Origin of the sequence: Chitinophaga sp. Ak27, assembly GCF_012726295.1 — a bacterium.
Classification (GTDB): Bacteria; Bacteroidota; Bacteroidia; order Chitinophagales; family Chitinophagaceae; genus Chitinophaga.
Window position 1 is genome coordinate 246,667 of the sequence record NZ_JABAOB010000012.1, and the last position, 24,054, is coordinate 270,720.

Annotated in this window: 14 protein-coding genes and 1 tRNA gene; 6 read left to right on the forward strand and 9 right to left on the reverse strand. The window is 46.6% G+C overall.

Annotated features, from left to right (window positions below):
* The first annotated feature begins 173 nt into the window (after positions 1-173).
* Positions 174-839 carry a response regulator transcription factor gene (locus HGH90_RS29960; protein WP_168764690.1) on the forward strand — a complete coding sequence of 222 codons (666 nt, stop codon included), beginning with the start codon at positions 174-176 and terminating at the stop codon, positions 837-839.
* Here the strand turns inward: HGH90_RS29960 and HGH90_RS29965 are convergent.
* The 7 genes from HGH90_RS29965 to HGH90_RS29995 all read right to left on the reverse strand — a co-directional run bounded on the left by HGH90_RS29965 (position 805) and on the right by HGH90_RS29995 (position 13,705).
* Positions 805-3,765, reverse strand: a complete 2,961-nt coding sequence (locus HGH90_RS29965; RefSeq protein WP_169192635.1) for a two-component regulator propeller domain-containing protein — start codon at positions 3,763-3,765, stop codon at positions 805-807. The genes HGH90_RS29960 and HGH90_RS29965 overlap by 35 nt on opposite strands.
* 262 nt (positions 3,766-4,027) lie before the next feature.
* Positions 4,028-4,112: transfer RNA gene (locus HGH90_RS29970), tRNA-Ser, on the reverse strand.
* A 178-nt stretch (positions 4,113-4,290) separates the two neighbouring features.
* Complete coding sequence (locus tag HGH90_RS29975) at positions 4,291-5,703, reverse strand: efflux transporter outer membrane subunit (protein ID WP_169192636.1); 1,413 nt, start codon at positions 5,701-5,703, stop codon at positions 4,291-4,293.
* A gap of 41 nt (positions 5,704-5,744) precedes the next feature.
* Complete coding sequence (locus HGH90_RS29980) at positions 5,745-8,909, reverse strand: efflux RND transporter permease subunit (protein ID WP_169192637.1); 3,165 nt, start codon at positions 8,907-8,909, stop codon at positions 5,745-5,747.
* Positions 8,910-9,046: 137 nt separating this feature from the next.
* Positions 9,047-10,243, reverse strand: a complete 1,197-nt coding sequence (locus HGH90_RS29985) for an efflux RND transporter periplasmic adaptor subunit (protein ID WP_169192638.1) — start codon at positions 10,241-10,243, stop codon at positions 9,047-9,049.
* 341 nt (positions 10,244-10,584) lie between these two features.
* Positions 10,585-11,472 carry a helix-turn-helix domain-containing protein gene (locus HGH90_RS29990; RefSeq protein WP_168764694.1) on the reverse strand — a complete coding sequence of 296 codons (888 nt, stop codon included), beginning with the start codon at positions 11,470-11,472 and terminating at the stop codon, positions 10,585-10,587.
* Positions 11,473-11,584: 112 nt separating this feature from the next.
* Positions 11,585-13,705, reverse strand: a complete 2,121-nt coding sequence (locus tag HGH90_RS29995; protein ID WP_169192639.1) for an endonuclease MutS2 — start codon at positions 13,703-13,705, stop codon at positions 11,585-11,587.
* Between the two features lie 430 nt (positions 13,706-14,135).
* Here HGH90_RS29995 and msrA point away from each other — a divergent pair, with 430 nt between their 5' ends.
* From msrA to ygiD, 4 genes are all read left to right on the forward strand, one after another.
* Positions 14,136-14,783, forward strand: coding sequence for a peptide-methionine (S)-S-oxide reductase MsrA (gene msrA, locus HGH90_RS30000; protein WP_168764696.1), 648 nt, complete (start codon positions 14,136-14,138; stop codon positions 14,781-14,783).
* Positions 14,784-14,861: 78 nt separating this feature from the next.
* Positions 14,862-15,287: a hypothetical protein gene (locus HGH90_RS30005; protein ID WP_169192640.1), complete on the forward strand. Its 426-nt coding sequence runs from the start codon at positions 14,862-14,864 to the stop codon at positions 15,285-15,287.
* A gap of 56 nt (positions 15,288-15,343) precedes the next feature.
* Positions 15,344-15,754: an Rrf2 family transcriptional regulator gene (locus HGH90_RS30010; protein WP_169192641.1), complete on the forward strand. Its 411-nt coding sequence runs from the start codon at positions 15,344-15,346 to the stop codon at positions 15,752-15,754.
* A gap of 38 nt (positions 15,755-15,792) precedes the next feature.
* A complete protein-coding gene (gene ygiD / locus HGH90_RS30015) occupies positions 15,793-16,614 on the forward strand; it encodes a 4,5-DOPA dioxygenase extradiol (protein ID WP_168764699.1) in 822 nt (273 codons plus the stop codon).
* 93 nt (positions 16,615-16,707) lie between these two features.
* Here ygiD and HGH90_RS30020 read toward each other — a convergent pair whose 3' ends face one another.
* On the reverse strand, positions 16,708-21,342 hold the full coding sequence (locus HGH90_RS30020) for a DUF3320 domain-containing protein (RefSeq protein ID WP_169192642.1): 4,635 nt from the start codon (positions 21,340-21,342) through the stop codon (positions 16,708-16,710).
* 179 nt (positions 21,343-21,521) lie between these two features.
* Here HGH90_RS30020 and HGH90_RS30025 point away from each other — a divergent pair, with 179 nt between their 5' ends.
* Positions 21,522-21,941 carry a hypothetical protein gene (locus tag HGH90_RS30025; protein WP_168764701.1) on the forward strand — a complete coding sequence of 140 codons (420 nt, stop codon included), beginning with the start codon at positions 21,522-21,524 and terminating at the stop codon, positions 21,939-21,941.
* A 47-nt stretch (positions 21,942-21,988) separates the two neighbouring features.
* On the opposite strand, the gene HGH90_RS30030 is transcribed toward HGH90_RS30025, so the two are convergent.
* A complete protein-coding gene (locus HGH90_RS30030) occupies positions 21,989-23,842 on the reverse strand; it encodes a PQQ-binding-like beta-propeller repeat protein (protein WP_248277097.1) in 1,854 nt (617 codons plus the stop codon).
* Positions 23,843-24,054 lie beyond the last annotated feature (212 nt).

The following is a 24,054-nucleotide window of genomic DNA, read 5'->3' on the forward strand; positions in this document are numbered from 1 at the left end:
AGTTATACTACATGATAATTAAGGGTACGCATTTTCAGCGTCTGCTCTCTCGAAAAACGGATCAACGGTACCCAATAAAAAATTATAATTAATTATATACATCCAAAGAAAAATACATTATTTTAGTGGTGACAAACATCCAATGCTACCCGTGGTCCCTAACCCATAATAGAATGATACATGTACTGATTGCAGATGACCATTCGATAGTAAGACTTGGCATAAAACAAATTATCTGCTCCCTGCCTGGCAACATGCTTGTAACTGAAGCAAGAACATTTGATGAAACCATTTCTCTTATTGAAGCCAAACATTTTGACCTGCTGATACTGGACATTAATATGCCCGGTGGAAACAACCGACAAATGATCGATGCCGTAAAACTACGGCTCCCTGATGTCAGGATACTGGTGTGTTCTGCCTATGAAGAAATGCTGTATGCCCTCGACTATCTCCAGACAGGCGCCGACGGCTATATTGAAAAGAATTCTATAGATGAAGAGTTTAAAACAGCTATTAACGCTGTGCTTGGAGGAGAAAAGTATATTAGCAAAGCGGTCCGGGAACAACTGATCAGGAAATATACCAGGCAGGAAAGCCAGTCTCCCGGCCCATTCTCCGGACTTTCCAGCCGCGAAATAGAAGTCATGAACCTGCTTACCAAAGGACTTCCACTGATAAAAATTGCGGAAATACTCCACTTGCAACTCACTACCGTAAGCACTTACAAAGCACGCATCTTTGAAAAGACGGGTGTAAAAAATGTAATCGCCTTAGTAGAGAAAGCACAGATGTACCAGGTAGTTAATCCTTCCGGCGCAGCCATAGTGAAAGTATAGTGCCACCGCCTATGCGTGGACTGGCCAGCAAACTGGCATTGATTACCGGCAGCAACTCTTTTACAAGTACCAACCCGATACCGGTACTGTGGGAGTGCCAGTTGCCATCATTTTTAGGGTGATTAATCCAATCCATCACCGCTGGCGGCATCCCGGCGCCCGTATCAGAAATATGTATGGTTATTCCGTTCATTCCTTCTTCGGTGGTTATTTCTATAGTACCACGACTGGTGTACTTCACCGCATTATCCAGCAGATTATGCAACACAACCGCTAATAGCAATTTATTCACCATTACTGTCATATCAGACGGAATGTGAGTAGTCAACCGTATGCCTTTAGAATCAGAGACCGGCCGGAAGATCGCCGTCTTCTCATCGACTAACAGTGACAGGCCTACGATTTCTGCAGAAAATTCACCCGTATGGAAGGTCGTCCGCATGTAATGTATCAGGTTATCCACCAGGTGATGCATACGGTAAAGACTTTCGTAGGTAACCATTTTTATTTCTTCCGTCTGTAAAGCGCCGGATAACGGCTCGTCTTTATTAACCCGGAGCAGGAAACGCAAAGGTGTTTTAATATCATGGGTAATGGCAGTGAGGAGGTGTTTATGCATCAGACTCTGCTTACGCACCTGTGCGTCTGACTCCTGCAAAGTGGCCATCGTTTCCTGCAGCTTCCGCGTACGGTTAAATACCTTTATTTCCAATTGCCTGTTTTGCTCCTGGATATGCCTGATACGTATTTTGTAAAGCAATATGATCAAACAAATCAGGGCTATCAATACAGTCAACCGAAACCATCCTTTTTCATAAAAAGCCTTCGCTACATGGATCTCCATCACTTTTTCGATATGCTGGTCTCTTCCGAATCCCTTCAGCTTCCGGATACGTAAACGATAATCTCCTGATGGCAAAGATGACAAAGTGATCGTCCTGTCACTATTCACAGGTAACCATATCTTCTCTTCCCTTCTGCCCTCTTCTTCTAAACAATAATAAAAATAGACGTTCCGCGGATCACCAAAATAAGGAGAGCTTACATGCAAGCGGAAGGTTTTAAAATTATTCGGCAATTCGATGTACTCTCCCGCTTCCGTCAATTTTAGATCACGTTCCACCCAGTCCACAAATATTCCCTTGTCCGGCATTTCCATTTTAATAGCAGCAGGGGCAAACTGTACAAGCCCATCGAGCGAAGGCAATGAAATATCACCGTCCTCATACTTCAGGGCACAAGGTTCGCAACCGCCGTTGAACTCGTTTGTATTAAATCCCTGGTCCCTTCCGAAATAATAGTAAAATAAATCATCTTGTTTCCCATCTGCAAAATCCAGCGCATCCTGCCGGCGAACACTAAATAAACCTTTGTTAGTCGTTAACCAGAAATAACCCTGGTCATCTTCCATAATACAATGGGTAGTAGACATGTATCGTTGCCGGTCTAGCGGCAGGGCCACCAACCGTTCATTCCGGTAAAGGAAAACACCCTTGTTATAAGTAGTGATCCAGATTTCTCCTTGTTTAGGGATATAAATGCTTCTTATATTCCCTGCTTCCAGGCCTTTGATGGTGTCGGTACGTCCTGATGGCAAATGGATTCGATACATTCCCTTGCCGGTGCCCACCCATAAAATATCGGGGATCTGCCCTTCGTTGATATAAGTAACGTCGTCTACAGCGGCCGGAAGAAATTGCAGCCCCTGGGCCAGATCAGCCATCTTCATGTAATATAACCCGGGATATTTCCCACCCACCCATAAATTTCCACCTGTATCAATATAAACCTGGCTAATAAGATATGGTAACTGAATTTTACACACTATCTTGCTGAAATCCGGTGATATGCAAATCAACAGAAATCCATCTCTTCCCCAATATCTCCCCTGCTTGTCACGGGCCAACGTATATTTTTCCAGTGGATTTTTTCTATCGAAAGATAATGGCAACCGGTTATACCTCCCCTGTTGATCAAAGGCTAAACCAGTGGCGGTTACTACCCCATTTTTCCCAAAAGGAGCTTGTGCATAAAATACCTCGGCTTCCGAAGCCTCAGATTTATGCACCGTAAACTGTTGCCTGGTACAAACATAAAGGCCCTTAGTAGAACTCGCCAGGAAAACCCGGTTGTTGGCCTGGTCGTAATAGATCGAATTAACGTAAGCAGCATGCAAATCGAAATCCCGTAATACAACCGTACTATGTATAATACCTCCTGCTTCCAGCTGTAGTTGATAGCAATTATCGTCTGTATAAACAAAAACCTGGCGGGTAGCCAGGTTCCAAAACAATTCCATCCTGCACTTAATAAATGCGGAATCAGAAAGCAAATCTCCCGTAAGTGGCACTTTTACCTGCTGATCTTTGTTCCAACCCAGGATACGCCCATCCCGGCCAAGATAAAAAAGCCGGTTACTGCATACAAATAAACGCTGCAGGTCGAGCTGAGGTTGTATAATGCGGTACGCTTCTTTACTATTCTTTATAAAAGAGATGGTATCACGATAAACGGCGAAATAACTGTCGGTGGCGTCCGGAATAACGATGGGGCGCACAGCAGCAAAATGTCCGGCATAATCGTCCGGCCAGCCCCTTATAGGATAGAAATCATTCTTAGTATCCAGGTATTGTTGATACTTATATCCTGGTAACACTTTACCAACTTGCTTTACCCTACTCTCCGTTATTGTTAATATCTCTTTAACATCTGTTTCTACAGCGATAACGGTATCATTGGGATAAATCCTGGCCATGCGGCTGCTTTTCAGCCCAGGTACATTATCACTGCCAAAATTGAAAAAGTAATTACCATCAAACCGGGTCAACCCATTTTCGGTAGCCAACCATAAGAAACCATTCTTATCCGGTACGATACCTTTTACACTGTTTTGTGGCAGGCCATCTTCATCAGTAAAATGTCTCACAAAATAATGCGGGGCCGTGTCCGGTGAATTGACAGACACAGGTGGGTTAAAGTGTAATAAGGATAGACTCAGACAAAAAATAAGGTTCATCGTAGATATGGGCACTAATAACATGACAATACAGGACCGTCTGCCATAATTTTTTTATGACAACTTGATAAAGATATAAAAATTCAGTTGCAATTTTTTTTCTCTTTGATAGATGGCATGCTGGCAAGCGATAAAAAAGCCTTTGGTGATTAACCAAAGGCTTCTTCCTTCGCGGAGAGTCAGGGATTCGAACCCCGGGACCTGTTACAGTCAACAGTTTTCAAGACTGCCGCAATCGACCGCTCTGCCAACTCTCCAGGGACGCAAATGTATAAAACCAATTCTAAATAAAAAAAGTTTTGCAGAAAAAACTGCAAAACTCTTTCCCATAAAGGATTTGATTATGAACTACGGACCTAAGCGACGTTAAGTGCCTGGCTGTTGCGTCGAAAAATAAGTCTGTTTGTCTGCGCTTCGATCCGTAGTTCGCATCAACTATTTCCAACCGCCACCTAAGGAGCGGTATAAATCTACCATAGCGCTCAGGCGTTGACGGTCAATATCTGCCTGCGACAGTTCCGCCTGCAACGACCGGCCCTGGGCGGTAATTACCTCCAGGTAGTTGGCCATACCGCTGCGAAACAGTTGCTGCGCCTGTTGTATAGCCAGTTGCGATGTGTTTACCTGGCGGATAGCGATTTCCTGCTGCGTTTTTACTTTGTCCAGCTTCACCAGCGCATCGCTCACTTCCCCAATGGCATTCAGGGCAGATTGTTTAAACTGTATCACCGCCTGCTCGCGCTGTATTTTGGCTACTTCCAGCTGTGTTTTTAATGCACGGCGCTGGAAGATAGGCTGCGTAATCCCACCGGCTACGGTACCAAACAGGGAAGCCGGCAAATTAAACCAGGTACTGGCTTTGAAGGCATTCACCCCACCGCTGCCGGTAATGGTCAGCGAAGGATACATGTTCCCCTGTGCGGCGCCCACCTGGGCATTGGCCGCTACCAGGCCCATTTCACTGGCCCGTACATCCGGACGTCGACTGATCATGGCAGCCGGGATACCGGTAGGCAATGAATCGGCTACATGGAAGTCGCTGAGCTTACCTGTACGGCTAATCGCAGCTGGCAGCTCTCCCATTAAAATGCGCAGGGCATTTTCCTGTATGGCAATACCCTGTTCCAGCTGCGGCACCAGCAGTTCGGCTGTTTGCTGCTGGGAGATGGCCTGTTGCACGCCCAGCTCCGTTACCTCTCCGGCTGCCTTCTGCAGGCGGATCATCTTTACGATGGTATCACTGAGCTGTACGTTTTTATGGGCAATCTCCAGCTGTTTGTCCAGCATCAGCAGGTTGAAATAGCTGTTGGCAACTGCGGCAACCAGGCCGGTTTGTACGGCATGCTGTCCTTCATAGGTTTGCAGGTAAGTAGCCAGGGCTGCTTCCCTCTGACGCCGTATTTTACCCCAGATATCTATTTCCCACGACATGCTTACACCCAGGTTGAAATCTTCCAGGTGATCGCCCAGCTTATTCAACGACAGGTTCAAACCAGTGAAACTGTTTTTGGAAGGAAAATTGGTATTGGCAGAAGCATTGGCAGTGAATGCCGGCAGCCACGCCACCTTGGCCTGCTTCAGGTACTCCTGTGCAGACGCCACCCTTTTTACCGCCAGCTGCAGATCATAGTTGCCGGCAATGGCGCTGTCGATCAACTGCTGCAAGGCAGGATCTGTGAAAAACCTTTTCCATTCTATGCTCGCAATACTACTGTCGGACGGGGCTACGTTGCCAAATTGCTGGGGCAGCGCCACCGGGGGCCGCTCATAGTTGCGGCCTACCCGGCAAGCTGCTAACCCTACAACTAAGGACAACAACATTAAAAATGAGCTATAACTTGTTTTCATTTGTCTTTTTTCTGATTCTGATAATAGATAATGCTAATCTTTTAGTGTACCAGCCTTGCCTCATGTTCTTTTTCCACTTGCACTACAGGCTTGCTGCTGATTTTCTCCTGCAGGAACTGGAAAATTACAAACAGCACAGGTATGATAAATACCCCCAGGATCACCCCGGTAAACATACCTCCTACAGTACTCCAACCAATTGAATGATTGCCTTTGGCAGACGCACCTTGTGTAAAGATTAACGGCAACATACCAACAATAAAGGCAAAGGAAGTCATCAATATTGGACGAAGACGAAGCTGTGCTGCTTCTAACGCCGCCTGAACAAGCCTATAGCCCGCCTTTCGCCGTTGTATGGCAAACTCCACAATCAGGATCGCATTTTTAGCCAATAATCCTATCAGCATGATCATACCTATTTGTACGTAGATATTGCCTTCTATGCCGCTTAATCCAATGAAACTATATACACCTAATATACCGGTAGGTACAGTAAGGATTACTGCCAGTGGCAGGATATAGCTTTCGTACTGTGCAGCCAGCAGGAAGAATACGAACAATACGCTCAATAAAAACACGAACGCAGTTTGGTTACCTGCTCTTATCTCTTCCCTCGTAATACCCGTAAACTCATAGGCATATCCTTGTGGCAATGCCTTTTTCGATACTTCTCCAATGGCTTTAATTACATCCCCGGTACTATAACCTGGTTTGGGCGTAGCATTAATGGTAACAGCAGTATACAGGTTGTTTCGTGTAACTGTTTCCGGGCCATATACACGTGTGAATTTGGCCACTGTACTTACCGGCACCATCGCACCCAGGTTGTTCTTTACGTAAATAGCATCCAATGAACTTTTATCCATCCGGTATGAAATATCGGCTTGCGCCATTACGCGGCTATACTTCCCGAAACGGTTAAAGTCTGAAACGAAACTACTACCATAATATGTTTGCAGCGTGTTCAACAAATCACCAACAGATACACCCAATTGTTTCACTTTTACATCATCTATGTCAATTGTGTATTGTGGATTACCTGTATTAAAAGTAGTGAACGCGCTTGCCACTTCTGGTCGCTGACTTAATGCACCAACAAAACCCCATGCCGTTCCAGCTAATTTCTCCAGCGATCCGTTTGTTCTGTCCTGCAGCATCATTTCTACCCCGCTCACATTACCGAAACCCTGTATTGTTGGAAAACCAACAAAAAAAGTTAAGGCATCATGTACTTGCATTGATTTGCCTAACAAACCACCTGCAATAGCAGTCGGGTCTTTTACAACACCCCTATCTTTACGATTTTTTAACCTTACAAATATTGCAGCATTAGGAGAAGCATTCGCATTTGTTACGAAGTTCATTCCATTTGCAGCCCATACATCGCTCACACCCTCATCTTTCATCACAATTTTACTAATCTGGCTCGTTGCATTCTCCGTTCTGCTAAGTGAACTACCTGGAGGTGTTTGGGTAATACCAACTACGAATCCTTGATCCTCATCTGGAATAAACCCGGTAGGTGTTTTTTTGATCAGCCAAACGGTAGCAACCACCACAAGTAATAATCCGGTAATGGCCACCCATCTGTTCTTCAACAAGAATTTGATGCTCCGTATATATCTCGCCGTCATGGCATTGAAAGCGGTATTAAACGCATCGAAGAAGCGGGCACCAAAACCTTTTTTCTTTCCGCCTTCGCCTATATGCTGGTTCTTTAGGAATAAAGCACACAACGCCGGACTTAGCGTTAATGCATTCACCGCAGAAATAAAGATGGCAATGGCCAGGGTGAAGGCAAATTGCTTATAGAATACACCTGCAGGACCTTGTACAAAGCTCACTGGTATAAACACTGCTGCCATTACCAATGTGATAGAAACAATCGCCCCGGATATCTCACTCATCGTTTTAACTGTTGCCTCTCTTGCCGCTAAATGCTCACGTTCCATCGTTGAGTGTACGGCCTCTACAACCACAATGGCATCATCCACCACAATACCAATAGCCAGTACCAATGCGAACAATGTAAGCAGGTTAATGCTAAAGCCGAATAATTGCAGGAAGAAGAAAGTACCTATAATCGAAACAGGAACAGCAATTACCGGGATCAATGTAGAGCGCAGATCTTGCAGGAAAATGAACACCACGATGGCTACAAGGATGAACGCAATGATCAGTGTTTCCTTTACCTGGTCAATAGATGCATCCAAAAACTCCTTCGAGTTGTACATTATCTTAAACTTCATACCTCCGGGTAACGCCTTGTCAAATTCTCCAATCTGTCGTTCCAGTTCGGTAAGAATTTCATTAGCATTGGAACCCGGTGTCTGCACAATACCAAAACCAGTAGCTGGTTTGCCATCGAGCAAATTCGAGGCAGTATAAGTATAGCCACCCAATTCAACCCTGGCCAAATCTTTAAGGCGAAGAACAGAACCATCGTTATTTGCCTTAATCACCATATTTTCATACTCTTCAGGCTTATTTAACTTCCCCTTGTATTTAATAATATACTCGAAAGATTCTTTACTACTTTGTCCTAAACGCCCTGGTGCAGCTTCTACGTTCTGATCTTTGATCGCATTCATCACTTCTGTCGTAGAAAGATTATTAGCAACAAGCCTATCGGGTTTCAACCAGATACGCATCGAATAATCTTTTGAACCAAATGGTTGTACCTGTGCCACCCCTGGTATACGTTGTAATTGAGGGATGATATTAATTCTTGCATAGTTATTTAAGAACAGCTCATTATACTTAACGCTATCCTCGCTATATAATGCCACAAACATCAGGAAGCTGCTCTGCACTTTCTGTGTAGAAAGCCCCGCTTGTAATACTTCGGGAGGTAACTGGCTGTTAGCTTTAGATACGCGGTTTTGTACGTTTACAGCCGCAATATCAGGATCGGTTCCTTGTTTAAAAAAAACTGTCAGGATGTAGCTACCATCATTGTTGGAATTGGAGGTCATGTACGTCATGTTCTCCACACCATTTACCGATTCTTCTATCGGGGTAGCAACTGTACGGGATATCACCTCCCCGTTGGCGCCAGGGTAATTGGCTATAACCTGTACAGATGGCGGCGCAATCTCAGGAAATAAAGCCGTAGGCAGGGTGAATAAAGACAACCCTCCCAGTATAACCAATATGATAGAAATAACCGTAGATAATACCGGCCTTTCAATAAATCGTTTTAACATAAATAACAATTATGGGTTGCGGTATGTCCGCACGAACACAAACAGTGCATGTGTGTAACAACACTGCCTGCGTCACAATTTGAATAATGTTTTGTGTAAACGTTCTTAACACTGGCGTGCTTTCACGCTTAATCGTTTTAAAGCAGCGGCTTTGCTTTCAACAAACTATCTACAGATACCATCTGTGGCTGAATAACAACGCCATCTTTTAAACCACCCATCATCATGGTAGATTGAGAAGATAATACAATCTTATCTCCCACCTTTACGCCATCAGTAACAAAATAATAATTAGACGTTTTGCCAGAAATGGTCAGTGGTTTTGTGACGATTTTATTACTATCGGCCACCGTATAAACGAATACTTTGTCCTGCAATTCAAACGTGGCCTCCTGAGGAATTACCAATGCGGAAGCATGTAAAGTAGGTACCCTGACTTTACCGGTACTGCCACTTCTAAGTACTCCCTGTGCATTAGGAAAGCTGGCACGTAAACTAATTGCACCAATACTTTTGTCAAACTGCCCTTCCACTATTTCAACTTTTCCTTTTTCAGGATAAACACTTCCATCTGCCAGGATTAATTCTACCGCCGGCATCCCTTTTACTTTTTCAGCAATGCTGTTACCGGGATATTTTTCCTTGAATCTGAGGAAATCGGTTTCACTCAAAGAAAAGTAAACACGCATATCCTTTACTTCAGAAATAGTAGTCAATGCACCAGCCATTCCCCTGCTAACAAGGCTCCCCGTTTTGAAGGGAATACTACCTACATAACCATCGCTAGGTGCGGTAATATTTGTGAACCCAAGATTGATACGGGCAGCTTCTACCTGGGCCTGTGCCTGGGCAACATTAGCTTTCGCTGAATTGTAACTGGCTTCGGCCGATTTTAATTGAACATCTGATACCACATTATTACTAAGTAGCGGTTTCAATTTATCAACGTTGATTTGTGCATTCTCTAATGCCGCTGTTGCAGCCTGTAAATTCGCAGTGGCAGTGTTGAGCTGCTCAACATAAGGTCTTCTGTCGATCGTGAAAAGTGTTTGACCTTTACTAACATAAGCACCTTCATCTACTGAAATATTCGTTAGATAGCCATCTACCTGTGGTCTTATTTCCACATCACGGGTTCCTTCTACCGAAGCAGGGAAATCCTGAAACGTTGTGGCAGGTAATGTAACTGCTTTAATGACAGGTAAAGGCGGCGCTCCTCCTCCCTGTTCCTGGTGTGCCTGCGATGTGCCACAGCCAGACATCACTGCGAGGATGATAGTACTATAAATTAAGCCTGCCGGCAAATTTGCGAAAATAGTTCTCCTTAGTTTCATACTTGTTTTTTTAAATCATGCAACAATAAATCTCTCTCCGTAGTGAAGACAATACAACTCACATTGCTTCACAGCAGCAGTTTAGTAACAGCAGTCGGGAGTGAAAATACAGGTAGTTAACGTTGCGGCTTCGGGCAACGCATAATGTCACAGCATATTATACGTAAGCACGCAACTAAATGTTACTACTGTAAATAAAATTAATAGAAAGGTATTGCGGAATCTCCGCTAAAAACTTCTCATGGTTTTCAAATTTGTAATGGTGTACGGGCAACACCATTTATTGATAACGATGCAAAAATAAAACAATAATGTTAACGGACGTTTAAATTATTACGGGTTTAATTGTACTTTTCACGGATACTCTTTTGAAAAGATGCGGGCGTAAACCCGGAATGTTTCTTAAAAAAGCGGTTAAAATAAGCGTCATCCTCGAAATTCAACTGCGCCGCAATCTGCTTAATGGAGTGCTCACCCCAATACAGCAGCCGCTTTGCCTCCATAATCCGCTTTTCATCTATAATAAATTTTGCATTCCTTCCGAGCAAGGCTTTCACTGTGTCATTTAAATGTCCCGGCGAAACGTACAACATTTCTGCATAATCAGATACCTGCGCCTTCTCATGAAAATGCTGGTCAACCAACATCTTAAACTGCCGCGCCATATTATATTGGGAGCTCTCCGCATTCATCCAGTTGCCCGATGGCTCAGAAATCCGGCCACAGGCGATCACAAACGCATTCAATAAATTCCGGATAATGGCTTCCTTCCGTAGCTTATCACCATTATACTCCTTGCGGATCAGGTCTGCATACGACAATACCTCCTCCAGCTGCTCTTCATTCAGGGGAATCATCCCGGAAGTGAATACACAGCGCCAGCAACTAACGACTCCCTGCATTTCGGGCACCAGGAAGTCGTTAGTAAAATAAATATTGATCAACTCAGCGTCCGGATCCATCTCATGCTGATGCACCTGGTTAGGTTCCATCAACATCAGCGCAGGCGCCTCCATTTCGTATTGTTTAAAATCGATCGACTGCCGTATACGCCCCTTGATCAATATATCAATGCTGTATCCGTTATGGCGATGCGGGACATTCATATCCCCTATACAAGCCTCAAACCCTTTCCACTCACCCATAAAAAAATTAGCGCCATCTGCATAGTCACAGTTATAAACCTCAACAGGCGAATTACGTGTTATAACGCGTTCTAATACTTCCATTAGTTGAATATTTTAACAGTAACCATCATTCAAATTTGAGAAAGTAAAGGTAGCTGATTAGACATCCATCTTCCAACTATAAGCGGTATAGATATTTTCTATACCATCGATATTACTTCCCTTCTTCTATCTTTTCTGTCGGCTTCTCCTGCACTAATACCAGGTCGCTGAGCTTTACATTAATCGGAATGTTACCAATCTTCACAATGGCACGCTTGTCGCGGATCTCCAGCACTTTACCCACCTGGCGGTTGGTAACAATTTTCACCAGCGTACCTACTTCTATATCCCCGCGTACTTCCTCAAACTTATCCTGCACTTTTTTCTGCAGTTGTTCATTATGTTGCTTTTCCCTGCGGCGGAATAATAGAATTTCGGCCTGTTTCATCACTTTCTCCTTGTCATCGGCGCGCTTCCATTCAATCACGATCTGCTTCAGCTTACGCTCCATATCTTTCAGGTACTGCAGATCATCTTCCTTAATCTGGTTCTGTAGTTTCAACAGCGTATACTGCTGTTGTTTACGCTCCTTGTCGGCCAGAATTTCGTACTCTTTCTTCAACCGCTCGTTTTCCTTCAGTAACTTCTGCAGTTCTTTTTCTTTATGTTCTACTTTCTGCAGATCCTGTTCTGCTTTGTTCAACAGCTTATCCAGCTGGAAGTGCCCTTCATCCACCAGTTTCTTGGCACGGGCAATCAGCGAAGGATGCAACCCTATCCGCTCCGCAATGGAAAAAGTATAGGAACTGCCCGGCTTACCCACCATCAATTTATACATGGGCAACAACGTTTGTTCATCGAAGCCCATCGCGCCATTGATAATACCTTTCACTTTATTGGCCATTACCTTCAGGTTCAGGTAGTGCGTGGTTACTACACCAAAAGCATGCTTCTTGGCCAGTTCCTCCATGATCACCTCCGCAAAAGCCCCTCCGAGGTTTGGATCAGAGCCGCTACCCAGTTCATCTATGAAGAATAACGTTTTGCCGTTGGCGTTCTCCATAAAATATTTCATGTTTTTGAGATGAGAACTGTAGGTACTCAGCTCAAATTCGAGCGACTGCGTATCCCCGATATGGATCATCAGTTGTTTGAAAATACCCAGCTGCGATGAAGGATGTACCGGTACCAACAGGCCAGCCTGCAACATCAGCTGTATCAAACCAATGGTTTTGAGGGTAACCGTCTTACCACCAGCATTGGGTCCGCTGATCACCAGGATGTGCGCGTCCTTATCCAGGTTGATATTCACCGGGATGGTAGGCTTCTGGTTTTTCCGGTTGTACAGCAACAACAACGGGTGATAAGCCTGTATCAGGTTCAACTGGGCATGTGGCAACAACATGGGATAATTGGCATCCATATCCAGTGCCAGCCTGGCTTTCCCCCTGATAAAATCAAAGGTGCCCAGTACCAGGTGATAGCTGTTCAACAAACCGGAGTAGCTGCTCAGGGAAGCCGTCATGGCCTTGAGAATGCGGTACACCTCCCGGCCCTCTTCTCTTTCGAGCGACTGTATATCATTATTGAGCTGTATTGTTTCCTCCGGCTCCAGGAAAGCTGTTTTACGGGTATCCGATTCGCCCAGGATGATACCTTTCACCATACGCTTATTTTCTGCGTATATGGCAACCACCCTGCGTCCATTGAGGAAAGCCTCCTCCTGGTCGGCCAGGTAGTTGAGCTTTTGCAGCTTCTGAAGAATACGGTCAAATATCCGGCGCAATTCCGTACGCTTACGGAACAGCGACATGCGGATTTTGGCCAGATCGGGCGAAGCATTGTCTTTTACCTGTCCCAGTTCATCCAGTACTTCATCGATCGTAGCGGTAATCTTCTTCTCATAATGGGTGTCTTTGATCACATCAAACAAGCCAGCATACTGGATGCGGCGGTCGTGATCAAAGAAACGGACGATACTGTGCATACTTTCTGCGAGCTTGCGCAGCTGCATGGCCTGTTCACCGGTTAATACGGCTCCCTGGATCTCCAGCAGCCGTAATTCCTTTTTCAGGTTCAGTATGTAATCGTTGGGAAAATTCTCCTGCAACAGGGTGAGTTGTTTGTATTCATGTGCCTGTTGCAGAGCTGTTTTAACGTAATCTATGTGCGTGTGCAGGCGCAGTTCTGCGGCCATTTCCTTGCCCAGTTCTGTTTTACAATGCTCTTGCAGCAATGCCTGTACTTTATCGAATTCCAACTGCACCAACGCAGATTCTGGAAAATATTTCAAGTGTTATTTATTTAAAGTAAAAAGGCACAAACAATCCATACTTGTTCGTGTCTGCGTAAAAGGTTTACGATCGTGCGCATGAAAGCGCGGCCAACGGGGTGGCGGGGAAAATACTATCCGGGAAAATGATTAATTCTTGTCCATCGTTATTGTCATTATGCTATCAAACGTATCCGGTTATCCCGGCTTTTTATATCGGTTCCTGCTGCTGCTGACGTATGTTTTTTGACGGCTTTCAGGGCGCCCTCGGGTTCCCACAAACTGCAAAAGAATGTTAAAGTTACTTAACTTGTTCTTTTCCTGCATCATTTATTACGTAAATTATTATAAAAACAGGGATAATAAAGGTGCTTAGACAGGCTGGAATGCGATTACAGCATTGAATCTGAGTCATATTTTAAAAAAGGCGCATCTTTAAAATTTTATTTTTATGAGAAAATATTCCATCTTCATTTGTCTGATTGCACTGGCGCTTTTTGCCTGTGCCCAAAATAAAAAAGATAAAGTACCGGGCGATATGGAAGTAAGTAACAATCAACAAACAGCCACCGCCACCTTTGGAGGCGGCTGCTTCTGGTGTACAGAAGCCCAGTTCCAGGAACTGGAAGGAGTGATCAGGGTAGAATCGGGCTATGCCGGCGGCACGGTGGCCAATCCTACCTACGAAGAGGTATGTACCGGCAATACCGGCCATGCGGAAGTAATCCGGGTCACCTACGACCCCACTAAGGTCAGCTACGAAGAACTGTTGCAGGCATTCTGGCTCAGCCACGATCCTACCCAGCTAAACCGGCAGGGCAATGATGTAGGCACCCAATACCGCAGTGTAATATTCTATAATAGCGAAGAACAGAAAGAGAAAGCGGAGCTCTATAAGAAGAAACTACAGGAATCTGGCGCCTACGATAAACCAATCGTCACCGAAATTGCGCCCCTGACTACCTTCTACAAGGCGGAAAACTACCATCAGAACTATTATAACGACAACGGTTCTCAACCTTATTGCACTTTCGTAATCAAACCAAAACTCGAAAAATTTAAAAAAGCATTTGCCGGACACTTGAAGAAAGGACTGTAATGGAGCGGAAAGCTGAAAGCTCTCCTTTCAGCTTTTTTCCCTATCTTATACAGCAGTTTTTAAAAAGTTCCACCATTAATGAGCACTGTACAAGAATGTCCCTGGTGTGGGAGCGACCAAATTATACGCACTATACCAGAAAAAGACCCTGTTAACGTTATTATCGTCTGTAAACAATGCCAACGGATCGTTTCCGGTACTGATAGCAATTCAGTTGCCAGGAAGACTAACCCTGCCAGGCAAAGCGTGGAGGAAAAAGTCATCCAGCTCTGTATGAATGCCGGCAAACTTCCGGCTATCAAGTATTACCTCACTGAAATGAACAAAACGCCAGGCATCCCTCCCATCGGGCTCCGGGAGGCCAAAGAAACGGTAGAAGCCATCCTTTATACCCGTGGCCTCAGTAGTATGGTAAAAAAACCTAATAAAAACGGCGGTGTTATCGCCCTGATCGTACTGGTTCTCATCGTCGCCTGCGTGGTCTACTTCTTTACCCACAGATAAATTTTTCCTTTCCCCGGATAATCGTACCTTTGTACTGTAATAAAGTCAATTACAGAATGAACAACGGACGATTCCCCATATCACTGCATATTCTTACGCTGCTGGCCAGCTCAGCAGGGGAATTACTGTCCTCCGACTATATTGCCGGCAGTATCAACATCAATCCAGTACTGGTACGCAAGGAAATCAGCAACCTGCGCAACTTCGGGCTGATAGAAAGCAAGGAAGGCAAAAACGGCGGCGCCACCCTGGCCAAACCAGCCGATAAAATCCGGCTTTCTGAAGTATACCACGCCGTACAACAGGCGTCCCTGCTGGGAAACAGTAAAAATAAACCCAACCCGGACTGCCCCATCGGCAAACAAATCAACCTTCACCTCGACCATCTTTACGAGGATATAGAAGGAGCTTTACTACATAGGTTAGAGAAAATGAGCCTGGCGGATTTTTTACGCCAGTTTCAATAGTTTTTATCAAAGGCAATGCTGCCACGAGGAGGAATAGCATGCAACTCAACGATCTCAGAAATATTACCAGCGAATTTAAAAGCACCAGCCAGATGCCTGTCATGTTCATTGGCCATGGTAACCCAATGAATGGCATCAGCGACAACGCCTTTACCCGCGCACTGGGTAAAATGGGGCAAGACATGCCCCATAAGCCTGCCGCCATACTGGTCATCTCTGCCCACTGGCTCACCAAAGGCACACATGTGCTGGTAGCGCCACAACCCGCAACCATTCACGACTTCGGCGGATTCCCCGAAGCCCTGTACGCTGTACAATACCCGGCGCCCGGCGCCCCGGAACTCGCCCGGGAAACCAAGCAGCTCATCACCTCCACCCAGGTAGTGGAAGACGATCACTGGGGCCTTGACCACGGCTCCTGGACGGTACTCAAACACATGTACCCCATGGCCAATGTTCCCGTATATCAACTGAGCATCGACTATCACCAGCCCCCGGAATATCACTTTAAACTGGCTGCCGAATTAAAAGCACTCCGCAGCAAAGGCGTGCTCATTATGGGCAGTGGCAATATTGTGCATAATCTCCGCCAGGTAGTATTCAGCGATAACGCCAAACCGTACGACTGGGCCCTCTCCTTCGATGCCACCGTAAAACAAAAACTGGAACAGGGCGCCTTCAACGACCTCGTCAACTACCACAACCTTGGCCTCGAAGCACAATTATCTATCCCCACCAACGATCACTATTTACCTATGATCTATACCCTGGGACTGGTAGATAAAAATGAATCCATACAATTCACTTACGAAGAAATACAAAACGGCAGTATCAGTATGCGCTGTTTTAAAACAGCATAAAGTGAAAAGCATAAAGCTATTGTAAAGAAGACCAATGCGATTTTTAAATATTCGCTAAGATCATCCCCTCACAATAGCTTTATGCTTTTCGCTTTACGCCTTCAGCAACTCTCCTTCCTGCTGCACACGTCGGCCTTCCACATTAATATCAATAGCTTTGAGAATCTCTTCTCTCATCTCTTCTGTTACCCGGCTATAGCCAAACATCTTCGCAATACAGGGTACTGCATCTTCGCGTTGGATGGCCACGGCATCTTTCACCACTTTTTCCAGCGCCACCCCAATTTCTTCTACAGCAATGTAGTTGATTTTGCGGGCAGAAGCCGGCAACTGGCTGCGGTTACGCACTACCGGTGCAGGCAACGCGGTATTCCACAGAAATTGTCCTTTGATCTTAATGCGCTTGCTGGCATCAGAATGACGCACCGCATGCCGCAGAATTTCCCGGATACGCGGCCCTACCCGCGTAATGCCCGCCGCCTCTATCATACGCCGCGCCACCTCATCGAAGTGCACGGGACTTTCTACTACCACCACCTGCTCTATCCAATCGCACAACTTACCAATAGGCGACAGGTGAAATTCCTGCTCTTTTATCTCTTCCGGCAATACCGCCGTTTCGTAAGCAGGCACCTCTTCGTCAACGATCTCAACGGCCTCCCGCATAATCGTTGGCGGTGCATCATTCACCGCTTCGATGGTATCAGTATCGGACGTTGCATACCCCGTCTTCGCCTTCTCAATGGCTGTCACCAGGCGTTTCAACTCCCGTTCCGGGTCGCGGAACCAATCGGTACTCCACACGCGATGTATCTTCCAGCCCATGGCTTCCAATACCTGCTGTCGCAGGCGATCACGGTCACGCGCCGATCTCGCCGAGTGATAGGCCGCTCCATCACATTCAATTCCCAGCACATAACGTCCGGGATATGCAGGATCAACAATGGCCATATCGATATAAAAACCTTTGGACCCTACCTGCTTACGCACTGCATATCCTAACGCCTCCAGCTTGGCAGCCACATTTTCTTCAAACGGGCTATCCGCCGGCAGCCCCGTTTCCGCAGTCATATACAACCTGCCATGCTGTGCGAAATACAGGAAGTTTTTCAGCGATTGTATACCATAACTTTTTGATTTATTGAGATCAATATCATCAGCGGTGATATTGGTAAAAACTTCGCACCTCGACTTGGCGCGGGTAATCAGTACGTTCAGCCTCCGCTCTCCACCTTCATTGTTCAGCGGACCAAAAGACATGGCCACATATCCTTCCTCCGTACGTCCGTAACCGATAGATATAAAGATCACATCCCTTTCATCGCCCTGTACATTCTCCAGGTTCTTTACAAAAAATGGTTCATCGGCATGCCCGCTGAAAAACGATTCCAGCTCCGGCGATTGCCGGCGACGCAGCTCCAGCGCATCACTGATGGCCTGGCGCTGAGATGTGCTAAAAGCTACCACACCCAGGCTCAACGCCGGATGTTTACGCGCATGCTCCATCACGGCATCTGCCACAATTTCTGCCTCTTTGGGGTTTGTGCGGGTCTTTCCCCGGTCGTAGGCGGTATCTGCCAGGTAATGAAACACCAGCCCCTTTTGTTCTTTAGAACCCGGGCTGGGGAATATTACCAGCTTATTTTCGTAAAACTCATGGTTAGATAAAGTAATCAACGACTCATGCCGGCTCCGGTAATGCCAGCGCAGCATCCGCTGCGGCGCCCCCTGGGCATCACACAGCCCCAGGATACTCTGCATATCGGCCGTCACATTGTCTTCATCATCGGTTTCTTTGGTGAGTGAATCAAAAAAACTGGTTGGCGGCAACTGCTTGTTATCTCCTACCACTACCAACTGCTTTCCGCGCAGGATAGCACCCAGCGCCTCTACAGGCTTCACCTGGCTGGCTTCATCGAAAATTACCAGGTCGAATTCCAGCGTGGCTGGCGGCAGGAAATTAGCGATCGACAATGGGCTCATCATAAATACCGGTTTCACCGCCTGTATCGCAAAACCCGCCTCCTGCATGAGTTTACGGATAGGCATATGACGCGCCTTCTTATTAAATTCTGTCCGGAGAATATTTACTTGCCCCCCTGCATCCATACGCGGCATCTGCTCCCAATGCTGCAAGGCGGCACGGGCACGGTTATATTGTAAATTCAGCACATCCAGTTTGCGGAACTGCTCTACCAGTTCCTCATGGCCACCACGTTCAAACTTACGCAGTGCGGGCTGCGACTTTATCGCTGTTTCCACCAGGTACTCATACCAGGTTTTCTGTAAGGCGGTCTTCAGCCACTGAGAAGCCCCTGCCCATTCAACAACCGGCGTAACCAGGCATTCCAGCTTTTCTCCAATAGCCGTTTCCGCAATATTATTCCAGGAAATCAGGTGATGAATTTCCGGTAACCGATCAGACCATTTTTGCAACAACGTTTGTTGCGCTTCAAATGCCACCGGGTAATGGTACTCATTCATTTGCAGCCTTTGTAAGACGGCGGTGCAATGTGCCTGCTGCTCTTCCAGTAAGCGCAACAGGAGCGCTTTATCAGCCAGCGCTGCAGCCGCCTCTTTATGCTCACGCAGGTAGGAAATTATCACCGCCGGCCACGTACCGGCAGCAATGCGTTGGTGCATTTCCGTTATATAACGGGTGGCTTCCTGTAAAGCATTCCAGTCAGTATGCGATTTCTGCCAACGGCTGCCAAATAATGCGCTGCCCAATGCGGCATGTTCTTTCAATATAGTGTCGTGCCGCCGGTATTCCATGATAGCAGCCACGTAGCGCAACTTCTCCTCATTATCTTTAGGCAAAGGATCTTTACACAGTGCCGCCAGCTGGCGATTACTGCGTTTATAGGCTCCTATCAGGAATTTATACCATTTTTCGCCATGTGCCAGCAAATCCTGGCGGATTTCCATCACGTTTTGCTCCCATGCCTCGGGTATGAATATCTCCTGGTACTGCTCCTGTACTTCAGTGGCAGCGGCGCCGGCAGCCAGCCAATCTGCTATGTCCTGCCGCTGCTGCAGCCAGGCATGGTGGTCTACGGCGATGTCCTGCAGATCCGGCTGTTGCGACAATAACTCACAAATAGCGATCAAGGCATGAATGCCGTTGGCATCTGCCGGAATAGTCATCCCGATTTTCTCGGCGATGACGGCCGCTGATTGTTGCAATGATGTTAAGGCTATAATGGCTGTGTGCAACGCCTCCGTTAACGCCACCTGTTCATGCGGCAATAGTACGGTCAACCCGCTGCCTTTAAACGTCAGGGAAGCAGGTACACCGGTTTCCTGCAAACAGGCCTGTATACGCGCTGCCATAGCAGTAGCCCGGTTCATGGTCATGGCATCCCATTGAACAATATCAGGTAAGTCGAGCCGCGGAATAGCAATACCGGCCGTCATTTCGTTTAACCGTAACAGGTGTCCTATTACCTGGTGCACTGTCAGGCCACTTTTCTCGATAGTTCCATTTACCGACAGGCAATAATCATTCAGTGTTTTTTTACAGTCGGCCAGTAATAATACTTCTTCCTGTAATTTTTGGATATTGGGACGCCCCAGCTCCAGCACCCGCCGGAGTTCCTGGTGCAGTTCTTTCTTATTGGCTTTGTGGCTATGTAGTTCCAGGCAGGCCTCTCCCAGCTGGATATTATCAAGCCGGCGCTTTACCACTTCCAAGGCTGCCAGCTTTTCGGCAACAAACAGCACTTTCTTTCCCCGCCCAATGGCGTCGGCAATAATATTGGTAATGGTTTGAGATTTACCGGTGCCCGGAGGTCCCTGTATCACCAGGTTACGCCCCTCCTGTACGGCCAGCATGGCCATAATCTGCGAGCTATCTGCATCCACTACCTGGTACAGCTCGTGCGCGAAGGTATCATGATCGATAAATGCGTCTTCCGGTATGGCCGGCCTGTCGTCTGAAAATCCGCTACCAAAAAGGCTTTGAATAATAGGATGGGTAAGTATATCGTTATCCTGCTGCCATTTGGCAGTGTCCAGGTCATTATAGATCATGAATTTGCCGAAGGAGAAAAAGCCCAGCTCTATGGCATCCGGCACTACTTTCCACCCTGGCATTCCTACGATGGCGGCGGTAACAGCCGCGAAGTAAGCATTTATATCAAAGTCTTCCGTGTCCGGCAAATCTGGAATATCAATGTTGAAATCGGCCTTCATTTTTGCCTGCAGGGAAATATTGGCGCCTACCTCTTCCAGCGAGTATTTCAACCGGAAGCGCTCCCGCGCACTGGAACGGTCCAGCAATACCGGCACCATGATCAGCGGCGCCTGCCTTACTTCTTCCCGCTCGCTTTCTTCATACCAATGCAGCATGCCCAGGGAAATATACAAGATGTTGGCGCCCGTTTCTTCTATGCTCATGCGGGCGGCATAGTAGGTGTTCAATAGTTTGGTATGCAGATTTACCTGGGTTTCATTCGTCTGTAAACGGGTATCTGTATACGCATCTTTCGACACCACCGGGTCGTTATACTCTACTGCTTCCTCTTCCTGCTTCTTTTCAGGACGTCCGAGGAAGGACATAGTTTTATTCTCCCGCACCAATATCTCATAAACGGCGGCAGATTGTTCTTCTACAATATGCAATCCCTTACCACTGGTCTGTCGGTAATTCAACAATGGATTTCTGAGCCCCAAATCCAGCAACTCCTTACGGGATGACTCAAGCCTGGTTAATATGGATGCGATCATAATAACAATAATGATAAAGGCTACAAATATAATTTTAATAAACGGTGAAGCAGGGAATGAAGTATATAAAACAAGGAAATTCCCTTTTTTCCGGGAATTCACAGCTGTTCCATCTCTGATATATAGTTATATTTACCCCCGAAACCAAACCCCGTCCTGCGGTTCAGGACATTACCTATATGAATACAAGATCTATCATTTCGCTTTCTTCTTTTGTACTGCTGGTGTTTGTTGGCCTGATCATCCTGGGATTATGGGGCTGTCCCCAATACAAGGTATACTCCCAACGCATGGAAGGAGAAGCCCTGCTGGCGCATGCCCAGGCATCCAAGGAAGTAGCCGTGGCCGAGGCCCGCGCTAAAATGGAAAGTGCAGCAATGCTGGCTGCCGCCGATACCATCCGCGCACATGGCGTGGCCCGCTCCAACCAGATCATAGGCGAGTCGTTGCGCAACAACGAAGCATACCTGCATTGGCTGTGGATAGATAACATCGATAAAAATCCACAAGCGGTAATCTATGTACCTACGGAAGCCAACCTTCCTATCCTGGAAGCCGGCCGCAGGCCGTGGTTGAGAGATACTACCGGCAGAAAATAAAAAAAGGACCAGGTAAAACCCGGTCCTTTCCTACACTTGTAAATTTATCAATACCGCAATAAAGCCAGCTTGCCATCCATGGTGCTGAACAGCATTTGTTTGTCACCTGCTGCCAGCACCTGGTTGACCAGGCAGTTGGATATTTTATACTTCCATAACAGGGAATGATCGCCCCGGTTAATCGTATATATTACCCCGGAGTGAGTAGGTATATAAATTACCTCCCCCCACGCCACTGGCGCCGCCGGATCCAACTCGTAGCCCATTTCCACCGGCGACCGCCACAACAGCTGCATGGTATCTGCATTTGTGGCCACGCCATACAACTGCCCATCCATCGTTTTAATGAATACCTCACTGCTATCGGCCGAAAGTCCCAGAGACTCCCGCATCCTGACACCCGGCAGTGATTTTCGCCAGATCACCGCGCCTGTAGTTGCATTAAAGGCAGTCATATAACGATCCGGCGCCACGATAAATATCTTATTATCTGCCCCCACCGGCCAGCAGGCTGCCGGAGAAAACATGCGGTTTGCGGCCCCATTATTCCATTTCCATTTCAAAGCGCCGGTATGCGTATCCAGGGCATAGAAATCATTACCCCAGCTGCCGAAATAAATATTTCCCCCGTAAAAAAGCGGCTTGTCCTCTACAAATCCATTTACACCGGTAAATTCCCATAATAATTTTCCTGTAGAGAGATCAATGGCCCGGAAATGCCCATCAGACGCGCCGGTATATGCCACGCCGTCAACGATTTGCGCACTGGCCACCACCGGCTTACCGGTTTCAAAACGCCACACGGGCTTACCGGTAGCGGCATTGAGGCAATAAATAAAACGATCGGAAGAACCTACTACTACCCTATCTCCTGAAACGGCCGGTGTAGCATATATCTTTCCCTTCGTGACAAAGGTCCATTGCTTTTTTCCATCCTTCAATCGCAGCGCATACACCTCGCCGGCGGTATTGGTGGATATCACCTGGTCCTGGTACAAGGCCATCCCCGATCCAATATCACTGTTGTCCTGGTATACCCACGCTGCCTTCACAGCAGGAAATGAGTCGTTCATCGCAAAAGAAGGTCGCGGGAATGCATGGGTAACGCCCGCAGAATGTCCAGCCATCGGAATGTTCGCCCATGCCCGGTTCTTTTCTACCAGAGGAGTACGCTCCTCAAACTGTGCTTTTCCACTGCCGATAGTAACGATATTGTATCCGCCAATACTGTCTTTCGCCCGCAGATTGGAGCGGCACATCACGCCAGGTATCTCCTCAAAATCAAATACCCGGTTAGCATGACCATGGCCGCATAAAATCAGCTGTATATTGTGCTGCTTCAGCCGGTCGATCGCTTCATACCAGTTATTCAGATCTGCATTTTGTGGATAGTGATTGATATAAATGAGTGGTGTACGCTTGTCTATGCCTTTTAATGTCTTATCCAGCCACACAATATTCTCCCGCGGCACCTGCCCGGGGCCCATCCGCATGTTAGGTCCGCAGTTAGTCCCCAGGAAACGATAACCGCCATAACTAAACGAAAATGTTTCGCTGCCAAACACCTTACGAAAGGTGTTGCCACCGCTCTCCGACCACTTGGTATCATGATTACCCGGGATAATATACCAGGGCTTCTGCAGCCCGTCCAACACAGCTTTGGCCTGTTGCAGTTCTGCGTCGGCGCCAAATTCCGTAATGTCGCCCGAAATGATCACGAATGCCAGGTCCGGCTGGCTGTTGATATCCGCCACGGTGCGTTGCAAGTCTTCCAGTGCGTGGTCACTACCCACGTGTGTATCAGATACTTCGGCAAACTTAAAAGCTGTCTGGGCATCCGCCACAGGCGCCATGGTAGCCAATAATATGCTACCCGCCAATAACATCAAATAAAACTTCATGCGTTGTTTTTATTTATTGCCAATTAGAACTTTATGCGGACCTGCACATGCAGTAAAATACAAAAAAAAGATAAGTTGTATTCATTACGTTCTTTCCGGAAATATTTACCTTTCCGCAAATCTGCACTGAAATCCCGCGAATTTTATCCCAATCCGGACGAATACAAATAACCACTTGCCTCCTCTCTATTTTGCTTATTTTCGGCAGACTA

What these genes read in the sequence shown, in the direction of transcription:
- HGH90_RS29960 (WP_168764690.1), top strand. Translation starts at nt 174, where the DNA reads ATGATACATGTACTGATTGCAGATGACCATTCGATAGTAAGACTTGGC.
- HGH90_RS29975 (WP_169192636.1), bottom strand. Translation starts at nt 5,703, where the DNA reads ATGAAAACAAGTTATAGCTCATTTTTAATGTTGTTGTCCTTAGTTGTA.
- HGH90_RS29980 (WP_169192637.1), bottom strand. Translation starts at nt 8,909, where the DNA reads ATGTTAAAACGATTTATTGAAAGGCCGGTATTATCTACGGTTATTTCT.
- HGH90_RS29985 (WP_169192638.1), bottom strand. Translation starts at nt 10,243, where the DNA reads ATGAAACTAAGGAGAACTATTTTCGCAAATTTGCCGGCAGGCTTAATT.
- HGH90_RS29990 (WP_168764694.1), bottom strand. Translation starts at nt 11,472, where the DNA reads ATGGAAGTATTAGAACGCGTTATAACACGTAATTCGCCTGTTGAGGTT.
- msrA (WP_168764696.1), top strand. Translation starts at nt 14,136, where the DNA reads ATGAGAAAATATTCCATCTTCATTTGTCTGATTGCACTGGCGCTTTTT.
- HGH90_RS30005 (WP_169192640.1), top strand. Translation starts at nt 14,862, where the DNA reads ATGAGCACTGTACAAGAATGTCCCTGGTGTGGGAGCGACCAAATTATA.
- HGH90_RS30010 (WP_169192641.1), top strand. Translation starts at nt 15,344, where the DNA reads ATGAACAACGGACGATTCCCCATATCACTGCATATTCTTACGCTGCTG.
- ygiD (WP_168764699.1), top strand. Translation starts at nt 15,793, where the DNA reads ATGCAACTCAACGATCTCAGAAATATTACCAGCGAATTTAAAAGCACC.
- HGH90_RS30020 (WP_169192642.1), bottom strand. Translation starts at nt 21,342, where the DNA reads ATGATCGCATCCATATTAACCAGGCTTGAGTCATCCCGTAAGGAGTTG.
- HGH90_RS30025 (WP_168764701.1), top strand. Translation starts at nt 21,522, where the DNA reads ATGAATACAAGATCTATCATTTCGCTTTCTTCTTTTGTACTGCTGGTG.
- HGH90_RS30030 (WP_248277097.1), bottom strand. Translation starts at nt 23,842, where the DNA reads ATGAAGTTTTATTTGATGTTATTGGCGGGTAGCATATTATTGGCTACC.